Raw genomic sequence first — 20,465 nt, 5'->3', positions numbered from 1 at the left:
TAGTTGAACTGGGCCCGAGCCTGTTTTTGCGAGCACTGCACCATGACTGATAAAGTATCCGCTCACACCACTCCTGTTTTCCAGAGCTTCGCGCCGCCAATCCGCGAGCAGACACCGTTACGAAAGGCGATAACCGACGCCTATCGTCGGCCAGAATCTGAATGCGTGACCGCACTGGTTCAGCAGGCGACCCTTCCTGAAGAAACGACCAAGCAGATCAGAGCGACCGCTCGTAAGCTGATCGAAGCCCTGCGTGCCAAGCACAAGGGAACGGGCGTTGAAGGTCTGGTGCATGAATATTCGCTTTCGAGCCAGGAAGGCGTAGCGCTGATGTGTCTCGCTGAGGCTCTTCTGCGTATTCCAGATATGGCAACGCGTGATGCGCTGATCCGCGACAAGATTTCCAATGGCGATTGGAAGTCGCATGTCGGCGGCGGTCGTTCGCTGTTCGTCAATGCCGCGACATGGGGCCTTGTTGTCACCGGTAAGCTCACCAATACCGTGAATGATAGCGGTCTTTCAGCAGCGCTTACTCGCCTGATCGCCCGTTGTGGTGAACCGGTCATCCGTCGCGGCGTGGATATGGCCATGCGCATGATGGGTGAGCAGTTCGTAACCGGCGAAACTATCGATGAAGCACTCAAGCGCGCAAAATCGCTTGAAGAACGCGGCTTCCGTTATTCCTACGACATGCTCGGTGAAGCAGCCACGACTGCTGCCGACGCAGAACGTTATTACAAGGATTACGAGACTGCGATTCACGCGATCGGTCGCGCTTCCGCTGGCCGCGGCATTTATGATGGCCCCGGCATTTCGATCAAGCTTTCGGCACTGCATCCGCGCTATGTTCGCGCGCAGAGCGAACGCGTCATGAGCGAACTTCTGCCAAAGGTGAAGGCACTCGCCGCCCTTTCCAAGAAGTATAATATCGGCCTTAACATTGATGCTGAAGAAGCAGACCGGCTTGAGCTTTCGCTTGATCTTCTGCAGAGCCTGATTGAAGATCCTGATCTGGCTGATTGGGAAGGCATCGGCTTCGTGGTGCAGGCCTATGGCAAGCGCTGCCCGTTTGTGCTTGATTTTATTATCGATCTTGCCCGCCGCAATAATCGTCGTGTCATGGTTCGTCTCGTCAAGGGTGCTTACTGGGATGCCGAAATCAAGCGCGCGCAGGTTGATGGTCTGGAAGATTTCCCGGTCTACACCCGCAAGGTTCATACTGACGTTTCATACATTGCTTGCGCCCGCAAACTGCTTGGCGCCCGCGATGTGATCTTCCCACAGTTTGCAACGCATAATGCGCAGACGCTAGCCACGATCTATCATCTGGCAGGTCCTGACTTCAAAACCGGTTCTTATGAATTCCAGTGCCTGCATGGCATGGGTGAGCCGCTTTATGACGAAGTTGTTGGCCCGTCAAAACTCGGTCGTCCAGCGCGCATTTATGCCCCGGTTGGTACGCATGAAACGCTGCTGGCCTATCTGGTCCGTCGTCTGCTCGAAAACGGTGCGAACTCTTCCTTCGTCAATCGCATTGGCGACAAGAGCGTGTCTGTTGATGAACTGATTGCCGATCCTGTGGAAGTCGTTCGTTCGATGGCCGTGGTCGGTGCGCGTCATGACCAGATTAACCTGCCGGAAGGACTTTACGGCATTCGCAAAAACTCGGCAGGTTTCGACCTCTCCAATGAAGAGCAGCTGGCAGAATTGAGCGAAACGCTCAAAGCCAATGCTACTCGCGTCTGGACTGCGGAACCGCAGGTTGCGGGTGCCAAGGTTAAGGGTGAAAGCCGTCCGGTTCTGAACCCCGGCGATCATTCCGATGTCGTGGGTACGGTTACGGAAATCGCTGCCGAAGATGTGGCTTATGCAATGAAAGCGGCTGAGAAGGCTGTTGCAAGCTGGTCTCAGGTTTCTCCCGCTGAGCGTGCAGCTTGCCTTGATCGCGCTGCCGACATAATGCAGCGTGAAATGGCAGAACTTCTCGGTCTCATTATGCGTGAAGCTGGCAAGTCCATGCCAAACGCGATCGCAGAAGTACGCGAAGCTATCGATTTCTTGCGCTATTACGCCGAACAGACCCGCCGCACGCTGGGAGTTGCGCACAAGCCGCTTGGTCCAATTGTCTGTATCAGCCCGTGGAACTTCCCGCTGGCGATCTTCACCGGCCAGATTGCAGCGGCCCTTGTTGCAGGCAATCCGGTTTTGGCAAAGCCTGCGGAAGAAACCCCGCTCATCGCAGCGCAGGGCGTTCGCATTCTGCACGAAGCTGGTATTCCGGTTGATGCTTTGCAGCTTCTGCCGGGTGATGGTCGCATTGGTGCAGCACTTGTTGCCGCGCCGGAAACCTGTGGCGTGATGTTTACCGGTTCCACCGAAGTTGCACGTCTCATTCAGGCGCAGCTTGCCTCGCGGCTGCTGCCAAATGGCAAGCCGATCCCGCTGATTGCGGAAACAGGCGGCCAGAATGCCATGATCGTGGATTCGTCCGCTCTTGCCGAGCAGGTCGTGTTCGACGTCATCGCTTCAGCTTTCGACAGCGCCGGTCAGCGTTGTTCGGCTCTGCGCGTTCTTTGCCTGCAGGAAGATGTTGCCGACCGCATCCTGACCATGCTCAAAGGCGCGCTCAAAGAACTGTCCATCGGCCGCACTGACAAGCTGAAAGTGGATATTGGCGCTGTTATCACGGCGGAAGCCAAAGATATCATCGAAAAGCACGTTCAGACGATGCGCGATATGGGCCGCAAGGTGGAGCAGCTTCCGCTTGGACCTGAAACGGGGAAGGGCACTTTCGTTGCGCCAACCATCGTCGAGATCGATAGTCTGCGCGATCTGAAGCGTGAAGTGTTTGGTCCGGTTCTGCATGTTGTACGCTACAAGCGTAACGACATGGACCGCCTGATCGATGATATTAACGCAACAGGCTATGGTCTGACCTTTGGTCTGCATACACGTCTTGATGAAACTATCGCTCACGTTTCTGATCGAATTCGGGTTGGCAATGTCTATATCAATCGGAACGTTATCGGTGCGATTGTGGGCGTCCAGCCTTTCGGGGGGCGTGGTCTGTCCGGCACAGGACCGAAGGCCGGCGGTCCGCTCTATCTCGGTCGCCTCGTTGAAACAGCGCCAATCCCGCCGCGTATGGCTTCGGTTCATACCGATGCCGCGCTCAACGATTTCGCAAAGTGGCTTGGCAATCGCGGCATGAACGAACTGGCGCAGGCCGCTCGTGAAACCGGCAGTGCTTCTGCACTCGGTTTGAATATCGAGCTTCCGGGCCCGGTTGGTGAACGCAACCTCTATGCGCTTCATGCGCGTGGCCGCATTCTTCTGGTTCCACAGACTGAAACCGGACTCTATCGTCAGCTGACAGCGGCACTCGCCACTGGCAACGAAGCTGTAATCGACGAGGCTTCAGGCTTGCGCAACGTTCTAAAGGACTTGCCTTCAAGCGTCGCAGCGCGCGTCGTCTGGACAAAGGAGTGGCAGGCAGATGCACCTTTCGCCGGTGCGCTTGTTGAAGGAGACGGCGAACGCCTGATCGACATCAACAAGAAGCTGGCAGCTCTTCCAGGCCCGCTCGTGCTGACACAGGCAGCAACTTCCGCGCAGCTTGCTGAGAGCGCTGATTGCTATTGCCTGAGCTGGTTGCTTGAAGAGGTTTCGACCTCCATCAACACAACGGCTGCAGGTGGCAATGCCAGCCTGATGGCAATTGGCTGATCGATCTTCAGTTTGATTGGAAAAAGGCGGTCTTCGGGTCGCCTTTTTTGTTTTTGCGCAATGTTGCAAGGCTGTGCAGAAACAGAATTATTAGACCGTTTCTGGAATTTTCAGAATGAAATTTACAAAAGCGGATTGACACATAAGCTTAAAAGGCAAAGACTGTGCACAGGCTTGCAAAAAGCCGCAGCGTGGAGGCGCTGATCATAGGGAGGAATCATGATGCGTTGGGCACTCACAGTCGCGGCACTTGCCGGTGGCGTTTCATCATTTGCGGTTTCGGCACAGGCTTCTGGTAATCTCAATCTCATTTGTTCAGCGGATGTGGTGATCTGCGAGCAGATGAAGAACAATTTTGAGAAAGAAACTGATATCAAGGTCAATATGGTGCGCCTGTCTTCTGGCGAAACCTATGCCAAAGTTCGCGCTGAAGCGCGCAATCCAAAGACCGATATCTGGTGGGCCGGTACTGGTGATCCGCATCTGCAAGCTGCCTCTGAAGGCCTGACGCTCGAATATAAATCGCCAATGCTCGACCAGTTGCAGGATTGGGCAAAAAAGCAAGCAGAAAGCTCGGAGTTCCGCACTGTCGGCGTTTATGCCGGTGCGCTCGGATGGGGCTATAACACTGACATTTTCAAGAAGAAGAACTTGAAGGAACCAGCCTGCTGGGCTGATCTGCTCGATCCGTCCTATAAGGGCGAAATTCAGATGGCAAACCCGAATTCTTCCGGCACAGCCTATACGGCGCTGGCAACGCTCATCCAGTTGATGGGTGAGGAGAAGGCGTTTGAATATCTGGCAAAGCTGAATGCAAATGTGGCCCAATACACCAAGTCGGGTTCGGCACCCGTAAAGTCAGCTGCGCGTGGTGAAAACGGCATCGGCATTGTGTTTATGCATGATGCGGTTGCGATGACTGCCGAAGGTTTCCCGATCAAGTCCATCGCGCCTTGCGAAGGCACCGGCTATGAAATCGGCTCCATGTCGATCATCAAGGGCGCGCGCAATCTTGAAAATGCGAAAAAATGGTATGACTGGGCGCTGAGCGCGGAAGTGCAGTCGAAGATGAAGGATGCAAAATCTTTTCAGCTGCCATCCAACAAGAATGCCGAAGTGCCGAAAGAGTCGCCACGCTTTGAGGATATCAAGCTGATCGACTACGACTTCAAGACCTATGGCGAACCAACCAAGCGCAAGGAAATCCTTGACCGCTGGGACAAGGAAATCGGTGCAAAGGCGAATTAAACCTTAACCGCCTCTGCGGTTAGCAATCCATTTTCGTTATCGACCCTCCCGCCAGCATTCGGCGGGAGACGGATAATTGCGTCCACTTTGCCCGCCATGAGCAAAAAATGAGCAGAAAAGCGGATAGGTATGAAACAACACAATCGACGGCTTGATCTGGTTCTGGCGCTTGCTTTGGTCGCGTTCCTGATCCTGCCCTGGTATCGCATCGAGCAAGGCTTCTTCCGTTTCAGCTGGCTTGAAGGTTTTTTCAGTCAGGCCGAAAACGGTCCCGGTATTCTGCAAATATTCGCTTATGGCCGCCCATGGCTGGCTGTTGTTGCCGTACTGATGCTCATTTGCGGCTTCGCACGCTTTGCGATGCGCCCGGAAAAGCGAACATCTGTTCTGATCGCTGCCAGTCTTCTGGGCGCTGGCTTCCTTGCGCTGCAGGGACTGGCAATCGGTTTCACCGGCTGGAACTGGATGATAAGCGAAAAGCTTTTCGGTCAACTTGCCGATGGACAACCAGCCTTTGGCGCAGGTGCCGTCCTGACAGGCCTTTGTTTTCTCCTGATCTTTTCCTTCGGACTTGCCGAGCGTGGCGTCATGAAAGGCGATGCCTTCGTCGTATCCTCGATCACGCTGCTGGTCGCTCTCGTCAGTGTTTTTGTGTTCTATCCGATCTTCAGCATGTTTGCAGGTTCGGTTCAGGATTTTGACGGTTCATTCAAGCCAGATGGCTTTATTGGCAATATTCAGGATTCTTCTATCTGGAGCCTTGCCTGTGTGATCGGCGAGGGGCGTTGTGGTGTTGCATGGCGCACTTTATGGCTGGCGGTGATGACGGCAACCGGCTCCACAGTGCTTGGGCTTTCCTTCGCACTCGTCGCAACCCGCACAGGCTTTCCGTTCAAAAAGGGCTTGCGGGTACTTACAGTGCTGCCAATCATAACCCCACCATTCGTGATTGGTCTTGCGCTGACACTGTTGTTTGGCCGTGCAGGTGTTGTGACGGAACAGATTTCCAATCTCTTCGGCATTGAGCCGGGTCGCTGGCTTTATGGTCTTACGGGCATCTGGATTGCGCAGGTGCTATCCTTTACACCGATCACTTTTCTTGTGCTAATCGGTGTCGTCGAAGGTGTTTCGCCTTCCATGGAAGAAGCATCGCAAACTCTGCGTGCCGACCGCTGGCGGACGTTCAACCGTGTTTCATTGCCGCTTATGGCGCCGGGACTGGCCAATGCATTTCTGATTGCTTTCATCGAAAGTATGGCTGATTTCGGCAATCCGATGGTGCTTGGCGGTAGTCATGGTGTGCTTTCGACCGAGATATTCTTTGCCGTTGTGGGTGCGCAAAACGATCCGTCGCGCGCGGCCGTTCTGGCGATTGTGCTGCTTTGCTTTACGCTTTCAGCCTTCCTCATACAGCGCCTTTGGCTGTCCGGCAAAAACTTTGCAACCGTCACCGGTAAGGGCGATTCCGGCATTCATGCCGGCCTGCCAAAAGGATTGAAGATCGGCGTCTATGCCCTTGTTATTCCTTGGATGGTCTTCACTGTTGTCGTCTATGTCATGATCCTGATTGGCGGGTTCGTGCGCACATGGGGTCTCGATAATTCGCTGACACTTGACCATTATCGCCGCGCTTTCTCGGTGGCATGGACGGATAGCGGCTTTGCATGGACCGGCGTTGCCTGGAACTCGTTCTGGACGACGATGGAAATATCGTTGATCTCGGCACCGCTCACTGCTGCAGTCGGATTGCTTACTGCTTATCTGATCGTGCGGCAGCGCTTCTTCGGACGCAACGTGTTCGAGTTTGCCCTGATGTTGAGCTTTGCGATTCCGGGAACCGTCATTGGTGTCAGCTACATCATGGCCTTCAACTTGCCACCACTTGAAATGACCGGCACGGCGTTGATCCTGATTGCCTGCTTCGTGTTCCGCAATATGCCGGTTGGCGTGCGCGGGGGTATCGCTGCCATGAGCCAGCTCGACAAAAGCCTTGATGAAGCATCGCTCACGCTGCGTGCAGGCAGTTTCCGCACGATCCGCAAGGTGATCCTGCCGCTTTTGCGACCGGCGATTACTGCGGCTTTAGTCTATTCCTTCGTGCGTGCGATCACATCGATCAGTGCTGTAATCTTCCTTGTTTCGGCGGAATACAACATGGCGACATCCTACATTGTCGGCCTCGTCGAAAATGGTGAATTCGGTGTGGCGATTGCCTATTCGTCGGCACTCATTCTGGTGATGGTGGTTGTGATTGTCACCTTCCAGCTTCTTGTCGGCGAGCGCCGGTTGCGGCGTGAAAACCGTGTTGCCACGCTCACGCCGATCAAAACCGTTCAACAGGAGAAAGCCGTATGACCACAATCCGTCCCGGCTCCGTTACCTTTCAAAACGTCACCAAGAAGTTCGGTAATTTTACCGCTCTGCCCGATCTGTCACTGACAGTGCAACCCGGCACGCTTGTCACGCTGCTTGGTCCTTCGGGTTGTGGCAAAACCACGACCCTGCGCCTTCTGGCGGGGCTGGAGCATCCGACATCGGGCCGCATCCTGATCGGTGGCAAGGATGTGACCATGCTGCCTGCCAATGAGCGCGATGTGTCCATGGTGTTTCAGTCCTATGCGCTGTTTCCACATATGAGTTCGCTCGATAACGTCGCTTATGGGCTCGAATCTTCCGGATTAAAGAAGAAGGAAGCCCGTGAGCGGGCGGATGATGGGCTGAAGCTTGTTGGCCTTGCCGGTATGGGACATCGCCTTCCGGCCGAGCTTTCAGGTGGGCAGCAACAGCGTGTGGCCGTGGCCCGCGCATTGGTGCTGGAACCACAGGTGCTGCTGCTTGATGAGCCGCTTTCCAATCTTGATGCGCGTCTGCGCCGCCGTGTGAGAACTGAAATCAGGGAACTCCAGCAAAGGCTTGGTTTTACAGCAGTTTATGTCACCCACGATCAGGACGAAGCTTTGGCTGTGTCCGATACAATTATTGTCATGAAAGACGGCGATATAGCGCAGCAAGGCAGTCCGCGTGATCTTTATGAGTCTCCCGCATCTGCCTTCATTGCAGACTTCATGGGTGAGGCCAATGTCGTGCCCTGTGAAGTCGTCAGCGCAGAAAATGGAGAAGCTGTCATTCGTATCGGGAAGCTCAGTCATCGACTGGCATCGTCACATGCAAGACCGGGACCCGCACAGCTGGCGGTGCGCCCAAATGCGGTGAGCCTGCAAGCCCAGAGTGGTGGAGACTTTCCGGGACGCGTGGCCCATTCCGCCTATCTCGGTGATCATATCGAGTATGAAATCGAGACTGAACACGGCAAGCTTTTCATTGTCGATCCGGCTGTGGAAGAAGCGCTTCCGCCACAAACGGATGTGGCTATCCATTTCAAGCCGCGCGGCCTTGCCATCATCAACAATTGAGCGCATGAACCATGCGCCTTTATTCCCTCTGACTGGAAACCAAGCATGACATCAGACATTTCAAAAGAGCTTGAAGCACGGTTTAAGCTTGCGCAGGATATTGCGCACGAGGCTGGTGCGCTGGCCCTCGATTACTTCAATCGCCGCGAGACACTGGTGATTGAAACCAAGCGTGATCCGCAGGATGTCGTGTCCATTGCTGACCGCAATGTTGAACAGTTGATCAATGAGCGCGTATCGGCAGCTTTCAGCGACGATGGCTTTCTGGGTGAAGAATATGGACTGAATGCGGGTAGCTCAGGTTATACATGGGTGGTTGATCCCATTGATGGCACCAGCCCTTTTGTCAACGGAATGCCGAACTGGTGCGTTTCAATTGCCGTGCTGAAAGATGGCGAGCCGGTGATCGGTGTTATTCAGGCGCCATGCTTTGATGAACTTTACGCATCCGCCAAGGGGCAGGGTGCAACGCTTAATGGCAAAAAGCTTGTGCTTGATGGAAAGCGCACAATTCGCAACGCGGTGACCGGCATTGGTGCCAATAATTACGTAACCCCTCAGGTGGTTGCGAAGATCGTTGAAGACCTGCTTGAAGCAGGCGGCACATTTATTCGCAATGGCTCTGGCGCGCTGATGATTGCCTACGTGGCAGCGGGGCGTCTGGTGGGCTATTACGAGCCATATATGCACGCTTGGGATTGCATGGCGGGGTTTTGCCTCGTGCGCGAAGCAGGCGGCTATACGCATCCATTCCCAACGGAAGGCGAGCAACTGACCAAGGGGAGCAAGGTTTTTGTTGCTGCACCCGGCGCGGTGGACGATTTGAAAAAAGTGGCAAAACTGTAAGAAAAAAGCCCCGGAAATCCGGGGCTTTCTTTTTATGTTGATGGATTGTCGCGCTTATAAATCCAGTCGTGATCCGGATGGTTTTTAAATCGCCATTTGCGGATGGGACCGGCCATGACGTTGAGATAATACATTTCATAACCATAGGGCACGCCGCATGGATGATGCCCCTTTGGCACCAGAACGACATCGCCGTCAGAAACGGCCATGGTTTCATCGAGGCTACCATCCTCGGTGAAGACTCGCTGAATACCATAGCCCTGTGATGGGTTGAGGCGGTGATAATAGGTTTCTTCCAGATAGGTCATATCCGGGAAGTTATCTTCATCATGTCGATGCGGTGGGTAGGATGACCAGTTGCCCTGTGGCGTGAAAACTTCCGTCACCAATAGGCTGTCGGCGACATCGCGGCCTTCCATGGCAATGTTGAAGATGTTGCGGGTGTTTGCGCCTTGTCCACGCGTATCGAATGTCAGCCCTTCCGGTCCGAGTTTTTGTGCCTTGCGGCCCGGTTTGCCAGGTGCTGTGCAGACAGCAAGCACGCAATCGGTTGTTGCCACTGCATCCCAGTCGCTCTCAGCAGGCACATAGAGGCAATGCGGAGCGAGTTTTTCAAACACGCTCATTCGCTCACCCATTTCGCCGAAATCTTCTCCCGAGGCTTTGAGCTTTGCCTTGCCTTCGACCAGCACCAGAATGACTTCCCGGTCGCCGGTTTTCTCGGTTGCGGTTTCACCTGCTTTCATACGATAGAGACCAAAGCCAACATAGCCCCAGTTGGCGCTTTCCGGCGTGATGTCGTGCACCTTGCCATGCTTGCCGCTCGGTTTGCGTAACAGATTGGCCATAGCTCAGTCTCCCTTGTCTAACCCTGCTTCGCGCGCAAATGCTTTGAGCGATTTCAGCCCCAGCGACTGATATTCAAATGGATTGCGCACATCAGGGTCCTGTTCGGCTTCAATCACCAGCCAGCCCTGATAGCCATGCTGGGCTGCGACCGTAAGCACCGGTACAAAATCGACACCGCCTTCATCATCGCCCGGAACCGTAAATACGCCGCGGCGCACACCTTCCAGAAAAGACAGGCTCTGGTCGCGTACCTGTGCCGCTATCGCCGGGCGGACATTCTTGGCATGAATATGCCGGACACGTTGCATATGGTTCTTTGCAACGCGTTCAGGATCACCGCCGCCAAACAGACAGTGGCCTGTATCAAGCAGTAACTTGGCATGTGGGCCGGTATACTTCATCAGAAGGTCGATCTCGTCTTCGCTCTGAACAATCGTGCCCATGTGATGGTGATAGACGAGTGCAATACCCTGTGCGCTCGCATATTCGGCCAGTGCTCCAACACCCGCACCAAACTCAGCCCAGCGTGCTTCTTCCAGCACCGGGCGTTCGGAGAGCGACTTGCTATCGTCCCCATGAATGGCGTTTGATGTTTCGCAAACGATGATGACTTTGCAGCCCATGGCGTTCAGAAGATCAAGTGCTGGCTGCATTGCAGCCTTTTCATCCTCAACGGAATTGGTAAGAAGGTTTAGCGAATGCCACCCAGAAATGTAACGCAGATTGCGCGGTTCGAGTACTGCTTTAAGTTCCGCTGCAACTTGCGGAAATTTATGGCCTTTTTCGATTCCGTCGAAGCCGATTTTTGAAGTCTCATCAAGACATTGATCAAGGCTTATATGTGCGCCAAGGCTGCGATCATCATCATTCGACCAGGCAATCGGGTTGGTGCCATAGAGGATCATAAATCAGCTTCTTTCTTTGATCTGAGCTTCATAATTTTCACGCGCGACGCGCACTTGGCTGCGGTCCGAGACTTCCGGCACTGCCACGTCCCACCACCAGCCGCCGGTTTCAGGCGTCGGGTAAGGATCGGTATTGATGACGATAACTGTCGTGCGTGGGCTGTTGCGCGATTCTGCCAGCGCATCTTCCAATTCGCGGATAGAGCCGACTTTTTGACTCACGGCACCCATCGCAGCTGCATGCGCTGCAAAGTCGATATTCGATGCATTCACATGGGTTGTGTGGTCGAGCAGATTGTTGAACTCGGCACCGCCGGTCGCCATTTGCAAACGGTTGATGCAGCCGTAACCACGATTGTCGGTCAGCACGACTGTGATTTTGATGCCCATCATCACAGAGGTCGCCAGTTCCGAATTGGCCATCAAATAGGAGCCGTCACCAACCATCACGATCACGTCGCGATCCGGTTCCGCCATCTTGATACCAAGCCCACCTGCAATCTCATAGCCCATGCAGGAGAAACCATATTCCATGTGATAGGACATGGGGCGACCCGCTTTCCAGAGCTGATGCAACTCACCAGGCATGGTGCCAGCCGCGCACATGACAACGGTATTTTCTTTCGACTGACGCTGAACCGCGCCGATCACTTGCATGTCCGTGGGAAGCTGGTTGGCATCACCGGGAGCAGCTGTGAAACGGTCCGCTGCTTCAAACCAACGTGCTTTAAGCGCGGTGTCGAGCGTGCTGCGCTTATAGTCTTTCAGACCAGCTGAAAGTGCTGACAGTCCAATCTTCGCATCTGCGACAAGCGAGATTGAGCCTTGTTTATGTGTGTCATAGGGCTGAACGTTGAGCGAGAGCAGCTTTCGCCCCGGATGTTTGAACAGTGCCCACGAGCCGGTGGTGAAATCTTGAAAGCGGGTTCCCACCCCAATAACCAGATCGGCACTTGCTGCAACTGCATTTGCACTATCTGCACCGGTAACGCCGACAGGACCGAAATTGAGCGCGTGATCCCACGGCAAAGCCGACTTGCCTGCCTGAGTTTCGATAACGGGAATGTTGTGAGTTTCCGCAAAGCTTTTCAGCGCTTCATGGGCGCCTGAATAATGTACGCCGCCGCCCGCAACAATAACCGGCGTCTTGGCTGCTTTGATCGTGGCAATTGCGGTTGCCAGCTCGTGCTCATCGGCGGGCGGTCGCCGCCAATGCCAAACCTTTGGCGCGAAGAACTCTTCCGGCCAGTCATAGGCTTCGGCCTGCACATCCTGACAGAGAGACAGTGTTACAGGGCCGCAATCCGCAGGATCGGTCATTGTGCGGAACGCGCGCGGCAGGGCAGTCAGAAGCTGCTCGGGGCGGGTGATGCGATCAAAATAGCGGCTTACCGGGCGAAAACAGTCGTTGACGCTCATTGTGCCGTCATTGAAATCCTCGATTTGCTGCAATACAGGGTCGGGAGCACGATTGGCAAAGACATCGCCGGGAATGAACAGCACCGGCAGACGGTTGACATGGGCAAGGGCCGCTGCTGTGACCATATTGGTTGCGCCGGGGCCAATGGAAGAGGTGACAGCGCAAGCGCGTTTGCGGCCAAGCTGTTTGGTATAGGCAATGGCCGCATGCGCCATGGTTTGCTCATTGTGACCGCGCCAGGTGACAAGCCTGTCGCGGATGCTATGCAGTGCCTCGCCAAGCCCTGCCACATTGCCATGGCCAAATATCGCCCAGACGCCAGCGATAAAGGGTTCACCTTCGGCTGTCATCTGATTGGCAATATAGCGCACAAGAGCCTGTGCGGCTGTCAGTCGAACAGTCTTCATCTTCACTCCCAACGGAAATCCGCTTTCTCGCTATTTCAGATTCAGGCCTCCACCTGTTTCCGAGATGCGTTTATTTCTGTCGCAGCCTATCCCAAAGATCACAGAAACCGCGATAACGTTTTGCCATTTCTGCGATGGCTTCTGCATCGCTTATTTTGTCTGCAAGCCACAGGCGCGCAACATCACCAAGAATGGTACGGCCAATGGCAAAGCCTTTCACCAGATCAAAATCGGCAGCAACTTTGAGGCTTGCTTCCAGCTCTTCTGCAGGCGCATCAAGCCCAAGAACGACGATGCCACGCGTGTAAGGGTCATTGCGCATGATCGCCTCACAAGCTTTGCTCCATGCCTTTGTGGTCTTTAACGGCTCAAGCTTCCACCAGTCCGGATAGACACCAATCTCATAGAAGCGTTCAATGACTTTTGCCGTGCTCATATCATCGACGGGCGCGACCTTGGATGGGATAATTTCCAGCAGAAACTCTAGACGATTACGCCGTGCAGCAGTGAAAAGCCGCTTTACGGTAGCTTCCTGCTGCGCTTTCACGTCGTCGCTGTCGTCGGGATGGTAGAAGCAAAGAAGCTTCACAACATTATCGACGGGCCATTCAACAAGGCCACCGCAATCGGGGCCGAGTTCGGGTTCTAGTTCCAGTGGTCGCGAGCCGGGCCATTCAGTCGGGCGTCCGATCCAAAGACCTGTTCCAGCAGCGCGGTGGAGTGCATCGCGGCCAAGCCGCCCATCGCAAAGGATGCCATAGCCGTTTTCACCACCCGAAACCTCTAATGCAGCATTCAAGCATAGTTCCTTGAATTCACAGATTTTTTTATCTTTGACGCCAATTTCTCGCGCCATTTCTTCGAGCTGGATTCGGTGATCGAAAGCGAAGACCCTGATATGTGGCCAGTCACCATTGCGGTTGGTCGACCAGTGTATCTGTTCAAGTGCCTGATCCTTGCGTAAAGCCTTGTCGCGAATGCCGCTTTGCAAGAAATATTGCAGTTCTTGCCAGCTTGGATAAGCGGGCGTGCAACCATGACGCGAAACAGCAAAGGCACCGCAGGCATTGGCGAATTTCAAAGACGTTGGCCAGTCTTCACCCTTGAGCCAACCGCGCAGCAGGCCAGACATGAACCCATCGCCTGCACCAAGCACGTTGAAAACTTCAATCGGAAAACCTTGTCCTGATTGCCCTTTGTCGAGATTGTCGGGAATGTTGCCTTCAAAGACCACCGCGCCCATCGGTCCCCTTTTGCAGACCAGTGCCGCCTTGGTGACATTGCGAACGGCTTTGAGTGCCTCAAGCGTATCGGTTGAACCGCCCGCGATATGAAACTCTTCTTCGGTGCCGACAATCAGATCGAAGAGATGGAGCGTTGATTGCAGCTTCTTGGTGACGGCAACGGATTCGATGAAACGGTTTTCACCATCACCATGGCCTGAAAGTCCCCAGAGGTTCGGGCGGTAATCAATGTCGAGCACGGTTCGGCTGTTGTTTTCACGCGCAAGCCTGAGCGCCTTGATGACAGCGGCTTCAGTGCGCGGATGCGAAAGATGTGTACCGGTGGCGAGCACGCATTCAGCTTCGGCGATGAAATCCGGATCAATATCATCTTCGCAAAGCGCCATGTCGGCGCAATTCTCGCGATAGAAGATCAGTGGGAAATGATCCTGATCCCGGATCCCGAGAATGACAAGCGCTGTCAGACGCTCTGGGTCAGTGACGATGCCGCGTGTGTCTACGCCTTCGCGCGCAAGTTCGCGCAGCAAAAAGCGCCCCATATGCTCATCGCCGACGCGGGTTATGAGGGCAGATTTGAGGCCAAGCCTTGCGGTACCGGTAGCAATATTTGTGGGAGAGCCGCCAACATATTTGTTGAAGGACGACATATCTTCGAGAAGGCCGCCGACCTGCGCGCCATAAAGATCCACCGAAGATCGGCCAATCGAAATCAAATCCAGCCGCTTCATCCCATTCCTCCCTCGGCGCATACGTCTTTTTTAGCTTTGGAAAGCTGTCTGTGCCTCACGATAAGCAGCAGCTATTCTATTTTTGATTAAAATAGATTTATTATTCCATTTCAACTGAAAAATAGAATGCTATATCATTTTAGGGTTGCCGTTCTGTACCGATAGCAACGGCGAGGGTTATGGCCAGGCAAAGCGTGGCCGAAAGCGAGCGGAATGCGCCGAAGTCCACTTCTGAAACAAGCAGGGATTGTTGAGCAAATTTGCTCATTGGACTGACAATCGTGTCGGTAATCGCAACAACATCAATGCCGCGCTCACTCGCATTTTCCGCCATAGCAATGGTTTCCGGCGAGTAGGGCGAAAAGGAAATGGCAAGAAGCACATCGCCTTTGCGGATGGCATGTTGGTTTTCCAGTTTGCCGACAGTGCTGTGGAGCATGGCCGGAACCTGCATCTTTTCAAGCGCATAGGCCAGATAGCTCGCAACCGGAAATGCGCGCCGAACGCCGATAATGTGAATGGTTTCTGCCGTTGCCAGCAGCTTGACGGCTTTCTCGAGCGCCTCTGAATCGACTGTCTTCAACAGACTTTCGAGTGAAGTGCGGCCTGCCTCGGCAAACTCTGCCAGAAGGGCCGGGGCCCGTCCCGCCGCCGTTTCACGCAAATGCTCAAGGCGGGTGGAATAATCTGGCCAGCCGCCAACATAAGAGTCGCGAAAAAGCTTCTGCATTTCCGAAAAGCCGGAAAAGCCCAGTATTTGACAAAAGCGCATGAAGGCCGAACTTTGAACGCCTGCGCCTTCTGCCATTTCTGCAACCGTCGAAACAGCGATACGGTCCTGATTGGCAGCAACAAAATCGGCGCATTGTTTGAGACGTTTTGGCAATCGGTCGGCGACTTCGAGCAGCCTCGCCTCAAATTCTTTGATGTTCGTTGGGGCTGGCACACTGGCAGAAGTATTGGCTTGTGCTGCAACAGCTTGTTCAGTGTTCATTGCCACCCTTTCAGAAACGGTCTCTTGACATCCTATATATCGCAATCTAGCAAAATAGAATAAATATTCTATTGCGCTTACTGTCTTCCGAATAATCGGGAACTGCGCAAAATGGAATAGCGAAACTGTTTTGTCGGTCAATCGAGGATGACCGTTTTGGGAGGATGAAGGCAATGGTTACACGTCTTGCTCTGCTCGGTGCTGGCCGTATCGGTAAGGTTCATGCGAGCGCAATCGCTTCGGACAAGCGTGCGAAGCTTATCGCGGTCGCGGACCCCAATCAGGACGCGGCGCGCGCCATTGCTGAGGCCGCCGGTGCAGACGTGCGCACCATCGACGAGATTGAAAAGTCATCAGATATAGATGCGGTGCTGATCTGCACGCCAACCAATTCTCATGCCGATCTGATCGAGCGTTTTTCCCGCGCGGGCAAAGCTGTGTTCTGCGAAAAGCCGATTGATCTCAATATTGAGCGCGTGCGCGCCTGTCTTGATGTCATCAAGGAAAGCGGCGGCAAGGTCATGTTGGGCTTCAATCGGCGGTTCGATCCGCATTTTGCGGCTGTTCGTAAGGCAATTGACGACGGTCGGATTGGCAAGGTTGAAATGGTAACCATAACCAGCCGCGATCCGGGCGCACCGCCAGCTGAATATATCCAGGTTTCTGGCGGTATTTTCCGCGACATGACAATTCATGATTTTGACATGGCGCGTTTTCTGCTGGGTGAAGAAATTGCGGCAGTCTCAGCAGCGGCGTCGGTTCTGGTCGATCGAAAGATCGGTGAACTCGGTGATTTTGACAGTGCAAGCGTGATCCTGACCACGGCTTCCGGCCGCCAGTGTGTGATTTCCAATTCGCGTCGAGCTTCCTATGGTTATGATCAGCGCATCGAAGTGCACGGATCGGAGGGAGCGGTGTGTGCTGAAAACCAGCGTCCGGTTTCTATCGAAGTAGCATCGAAGGACGGCTATACCCGCCCGCCGTTGCATGATTTCTTTATGACCCGTTACACGGATGCTTATGCTGCTGAAATTGCTTCGTTCATTGATGCGATTGATGGCGGCAAGGCGCCGACACCTTCGGCTGATGATGGTTTGCAGGCTTTGGCACTCGCAGAAGCTGCCCTTCTTTCGGTCAAAGAGGGGCGCACAGTGAAAGTTGCGGAAGTTCTGGCCTAAGCACTCATTTTCATTTGCCTTTTTCTGCAATCGGTTGCGATATGCGGAACATGGCTTATGAATTCGACAAATTGCCGCTTGATGATTTTTTTATGCCCGTGGCGAATGCCACGGCCGCGTTAACGCGGCTTGACGAGCGGCTTGCCTGTTCCCCGATCCGCGATGGAATGTTGCAACGTATGCATATGCAGGATGCTGTAGCATCCATGTGGCTTGAGGGTGAACTGGTGCATCTTGAAGATCTTGTTCTGCATGATGCAGTAATGGACACGCGTATGCCAAGCCACGCTTTGACGATTGCGCATTCCGTTCTGCGTCTCCGTCGGCAAATCGCAACACGCGCAGCGAGTTGGGCATTAAGTAACTCGGGAATGCAACAATTACTCGGGAGAAACGTCGATATTGCGGTTGAAGAAGTGAAGCAATATCACGAGCCGGAAGAGGGCGAAAGCGACCCTCTGATGGATGATATTGATGCTCTTCTTGCGCGCACCGATGCATTACTGAAGGGTATCGTTCAGGAAAAGGCCAAGCCTCGGACTGTCCAGATTGACCCACTCCTTGATGATGAGGATTGGAACGAGGATGAACGTTTGCAGCAATGGCAGGTAGTCTTTGATGAATCGGCCCATCTGCCCCCTTTGATGCGTGCTGCGATCATTCATGATGCATGGTTTGATATGGAGGTGGTGCAGCGTTCTTCGTGGGTCGGACGTTTGTTGGCGGCGGCATATTTGCGTCAGTCAGGGATCGCGTCATCACATTTGCCGGCTTTGAGCATCGGCTTACGGACCAAAAGACCTGATGAAAGGCGATCTCAAAATCGCCTTGTGCGTCTCAAGACGTTCTTTGCTGCCATTGAGGACGGGACCGCGACCTTGATGAAGGAACATGATCGCTTGATGCTGGCGCGTGAGCAGATGCAACGTAAGCTAAAGGGACGCCGCTCGAACTCCCGGCTACCCAAACTTGTCGATATGATGATACGCAGTCCGCTCGTTTCCAGTCAGATGGTCGAGAAAGAACTCGATGTCACACCACAGGGCGCACTTAAGTTGATAGCTGAACTTAATCTAAGAGAAATTACAGGACGTGGGCGCTTCCGAGCCTGGGGCATTCTTTAGTTTATTTCTTCATGCAATGATTGCGAAGATGAGCTGCAAAAAGCTGATACTCGTTGCGTCGCGCAGCATTGACACGCCAAACCAAAGCAAGTGAACGGTAATTGTTCTGGCCTTCATAGGGCACGGTACAGATATCACTGCCGCGTGTTACTCCGGCCTTGATGGCAACTTCAGGCAAAAGCGTCACACCCATGCCAAACTCTACCAGCTGTACAAGCGTCATGATGCTGGTTGCATGGACATCACCACTTGACTGCGTGGGCTTTGAACCGATGGCCGCCATGACGTGTTCACGCAGACAGTGGCCAGTTTCGAGCAACAGAAAAGGCTGATCCTGAAGATCGCTTGCGTCGATGCGGTCGCGATTGGCCAGCGCATGATCGCGGCGCACGGCAAGAAAGAACGGGTCCTTGCCGATTTCTGCGACTTCAAAGTCATCAAGATCATAGGGATGGGCGACGAGTGCCGCGTCAAGGGAGCCTGAACGCAGACTGTCGAGAAGTGAGCGTGTCAGACCTTCGCGAACGCTCAATTGCAGTTCCGGAAAAGCATCGGCAGTCGTGGGGAGTAGTTTGGGCAGAAGAAACGGCGCAATCGATGGAATCACTCCGAGCCGCAATCGTGTCGTCAAAGGGCGTTCGGCCTGACGTGCATGTTCCGGCAGCTCTTCGATGCAGGCCACGATCTCCTGCGCGCGATTGAGAAAGTCTTCGCCTGCTGGCAGCAATTGCATGCGCCGCCCGTTTCGGTCGATGAGCGTAACGCCGATTTCGGCTTCAAGCGCCTGAATAGCTGCACTCAATGTGGACTGTGTAAGGCCGACGGTCTCGGCAGCACGTGAAAAAGAGCCCGCTTTTACAAGCGCGATAAAATAGTGGAGTTGCCGAATGCTGACATTGAGCATAGCCTTGAGCTCAACTTATCCCCATCGTTAAAATCGATGGAATTGATCGTTTTAATCGCTTTGACCGATTGATTTAGAGTGCCTATATATGACTCGCAAGCGGATAATTCTGAAACTTCTGAATTTTCTGCATAACAACGAATTTACAGGCAGGTATGAGATGCTCGGTATCGGTGACAAGCTCCCTTCTTTCAAAGTAACTGGCGTTAAGCCTGGCTTCAACTTCCACGAAGAAAATGGCGTTTCGGCTTTTGAAGAAATTACCGAAGCAAGCTTTGAAGGCAAGTGGAAGGTTATCTTCTTCTACCCTAAGGACTTCACATTCGTTTGCCCGACGGAAATCGCAGAATTTGCACGTCTGGCTTCGGATTTCGAAGACCGCGATGCAGTCGTTCTCGGTGGTTCGACTGACAATGAATTTGTGAAGCTTGCATGGCGCCGCGACCACAAGGATCTCGACAAGCTGCCAATCTGGTCGTTTGCTGACACCAATGGTTCGCTGGTCGATGGCCTCGGCGTTCGTTCGCCAGATGGCGTTGCTTACCGCTACACCTTTGTTGTCGATCCGGACAACACAATCCAGCACGTTTATGCAACCAACCTTAATGTTGGCCGTGCTCCTAAAGACACGTTGCGCGTTCTCGATGCTCTGCAGACCGATGAGCTTTGCCCATGCAACCGCGAAGTCGGTGGCGAAACACTCAAGGCTGCTTAATCGGCTTTTATTTGCTTGAGACGAGGCGGGTTAAGGCCCGCCTTTTGTTTATATAGAGCACAGTGCGTCGTACTGGACGCATAAAGGTCGCACTAAACTATTGAATCCAAGCATCGTGCTTTCCAAAAATAGATCCCGATTTTTGGCCGGTGCTGTAGAAATGACGTTAAAGAGGGTTCCATGTCCATTGATGATCTGAAGTCAAAAATCCCGGATTTCGCCAAGGATGTTCGTCTTAATCTTTCTTCTATGGCCAGCGATGAAACGCTGACGCCGCAGCAGAAATATGGCCTGTTCATCGCCTGCGGTATCGCTTCACGCAATGCTGATGTGCGCAAGGCACTGACTGCCGAAGCAGCGGTCAAGGTTGATGCTAGCGTTGTGCAGGCTGCAAAATCTGCAGCATCCATCATGGGCATGAACAACGTCTATTATCGCTTCGTGCACCTCGCCACCAATAAGGAATATCGTACGCTCCCAGCCAAGCTGCGCATGAACGTGATTGGCAATCCGGGCGTCGACAAAGTTGATTTCGAGTTGTGGTCGCTCGCTGTCTCAGCAATCAACGGCTGCGGTATGTGCATCGACGCGCACGAAGATGTGCTGCGCAAGGCCGGCGTATCAACGGAAGTGATCCAGACCGCTGCGCGCTTTGCGTCGATCATTCAGTCGGTAGCGATTGCTCTGGAAGCTGCTGACACCGAGTAAGGTTGGGCGAACTTATAATATTAAAAATGAAAGCCCGCATGAATCGCTCCATGCGG

At 53.7% G+C, this 20,465-nt stretch carries 15 protein-coding genes; 9 read left to right on the top strand and 6 right to left on the bottom strand.

What is annotated here, in order from left to right; translation table 11 throughout:
• The first annotated feature begins 42 nt into the window (after window positions 1-42).
• The 5 genes from putA to H5024_RS17855 all read left to right on the top strand — a co-directional run bounded on the left by putA (window position 43) and on the right by H5024_RS17855 (window position 9,233).
• Window positions 43-3,726 carry a trifunctional transcriptional regulator/proline dehydrogenase/L-glutamate gamma-semialdehyde dehydrogenase gene (putA, locus tag H5024_RS17875; protein ID WP_187548461.1) on the top strand — a complete coding sequence of 1,228 codons (3,684 nt, stop codon included), beginning with the start codon at window positions 43-45 and terminating at the stop codon, window positions 3,724-3,726.
• A gap of 222 nt (window positions 3,727-3,948) precedes the next feature.
• The gene (locus H5024_RS17870) at window positions 3,949-4,974 is read left to right on the top strand and encodes an ABC transporter substrate-binding protein (RefSeq protein WP_187548689.1); all 1,026 of its coding nucleotides are present in this window, start codon (window positions 3,949-3,951) and stop codon (window positions 4,972-4,974) included.
• A gap of 129 nt (window positions 4,975-5,103) precedes the next feature.
• Entirely contained in the window at window positions 5,104-7,329 is a 2,226-nt protein-coding gene (locus H5024_RS17865; protein ID WP_187548460.1) for an iron ABC transporter permease, read from the top strand.
• Window positions 7,326-8,387, top strand: coding sequence for an ABC transporter ATP-binding protein (locus H5024_RS17860; protein WP_187548459.1), 1,062 nt, complete (start codon window positions 7,326-7,328; stop codon window positions 8,385-8,387). The genes H5024_RS17865 and H5024_RS17860 overlap by 4 nt, the downstream gene beginning before the upstream one ends.
• Window positions 8,388-8,432: 45 nt before the next feature.
• A complete protein-coding gene (locus tag H5024_RS17855) occupies window positions 8,433-9,233 on the top strand; it encodes an inositol monophosphatase family protein (protein ID WP_187548458.1) in 801 nt (266 codons plus the stop codon).
• A 32-nt stretch (window positions 9,234-9,265) separates the two neighbouring features.
• Here the strand turns inward: H5024_RS17855 and iolB are convergent, their stop codons facing one another.
• The 5 genes from iolB to H5024_RS17830 form a co-directional block, all read right to left on the bottom strand.
• Window positions 9,266-10,081, bottom strand: coding sequence for a 5-deoxy-glucuronate isomerase (iolB, locus tag H5024_RS17850; RefSeq protein ID WP_187548457.1), 816 nt, complete (start codon window positions 10,079-10,081; stop codon window positions 9,266-9,268).
• Window positions 10,082-10,084: 3 nt separating this feature from the next.
• Window positions 10,085-10,987, bottom strand: coding sequence for a myo-inosose-2 dehydratase (iolE, locus tag H5024_RS17845; RefSeq protein WP_187548456.1), 903 nt, complete (start codon window positions 10,985-10,987; stop codon window positions 10,085-10,087).
• A gap of 3 nt (window positions 10,988-10,990) precedes the next feature.
• Window positions 10,991-12,814 carry a 3D-(3,5/4)-trihydroxycyclohexane-1,2-dione acylhydrolase (decyclizing) gene (gene iolD / locus H5024_RS17840; protein ID WP_187548455.1) on the bottom strand — a complete coding sequence of 608 codons (1,824 nt, stop codon included), beginning with the start codon at window positions 12,812-12,814 and terminating at the stop codon, window positions 10,991-10,993.
• A gap of 70 nt (window positions 12,815-12,884) precedes the next feature.
• Window positions 12,885-14,786: a 5-dehydro-2-deoxygluconokinase gene (gene iolC / locus H5024_RS17835; RefSeq protein WP_187548454.1), complete on the bottom strand. Its 1,902-nt coding sequence runs from the start codon at window positions 14,784-14,786 to the stop codon at window positions 12,885-12,887.
• A gap of 139 nt (window positions 14,787-14,925) precedes the next feature.
• The gene (locus H5024_RS17830; RefSeq protein ID WP_187548453.1) at window positions 14,926-15,780 is read right to left on the bottom strand and encodes a MurR/RpiR family transcriptional regulator; all 855 of its coding nucleotides are present in this window, start codon (window positions 15,778-15,780) and stop codon (window positions 14,926-14,928) included.
• 173 nt (window positions 15,781-15,953) lie between these two features.
• Here H5024_RS17830 and iolG point away from each other — a divergent pair, with 173 nt between their 5' ends.
• Together iolG and H5024_RS17820 are read left to right on the top strand one after the other, a co-directional pair.
• Window positions 15,954-16,958 (top strand): inositol 2-dehydrogenase, encoded by a 1,005-nt coding sequence (iolG, locus tag H5024_RS17825; RefSeq protein ID WP_187548452.1) that lies wholly within the window; start codon window positions 15,954-15,956, stop codon window positions 16,956-16,958.
• A 50-nt stretch (window positions 16,959-17,008) separates the two neighbouring features.
• On the top strand, window positions 17,009-18,082 hold the full coding sequence (locus H5024_RS17820) for an RHE_PE00001 family protein (RefSeq protein WP_187548451.1): 1,074 nt from the start codon (window positions 17,009-17,011) through the stop codon (window positions 18,080-18,082).
• A 1-nt stretch (window position 18,083) separates the two neighbouring features.
• Here the strand turns inward: H5024_RS17820 and H5024_RS17815 are convergent, their stop codons facing one another.
• Window positions 18,084-18,986 (bottom strand): hydrogen peroxide-inducible genes activator, encoded by a 903-nt coding sequence (locus H5024_RS17815; protein WP_187548450.1) that lies wholly within the window; start codon window positions 18,984-18,986, stop codon window positions 18,084-18,086.
• A gap of 160 nt (window positions 18,987-19,146) precedes the next feature.
• On the opposite strand from H5024_RS17815, the gene H5024_RS17810 reads away from it, so the two are divergent.
• Together H5024_RS17810 and H5024_RS17805 are read left to right on the top strand one after the other, a co-directional pair.
• A complete protein-coding gene (locus tag H5024_RS17810; RefSeq protein ID WP_187548449.1) occupies window positions 19,147-19,701 on the top strand; it encodes a peroxiredoxin in 555 nt (184 codons plus the stop codon).
• A 180-nt stretch (window positions 19,702-19,881) separates the two neighbouring features.
• Window positions 19,882-20,409 (top strand): carboxymuconolactone decarboxylase family protein, encoded by a 528-nt coding sequence (locus H5024_RS17805; RefSeq protein ID WP_187548448.1) that lies wholly within the window; start codon window positions 19,882-19,884, stop codon window positions 20,407-20,409.
• Window positions 20,410-20,465 lie beyond the last annotated feature (56 nt).

The sequence above is a fragment of the Ochrobactrum sp. Marseille-Q0166 genome (genome assembly GCF_014397025.1).
In the GTDB taxonomy this organism is placed as follows: domain Bacteria; phylum Pseudomonadota; class Alphaproteobacteria; order Rhizobiales; family Rhizobiaceae; genus Brucella.
The sequence above is the reverse complement of the archived record's forward strand: the minus strand, read 5'-3'. Positions and strand labels throughout refer to the sequence as shown.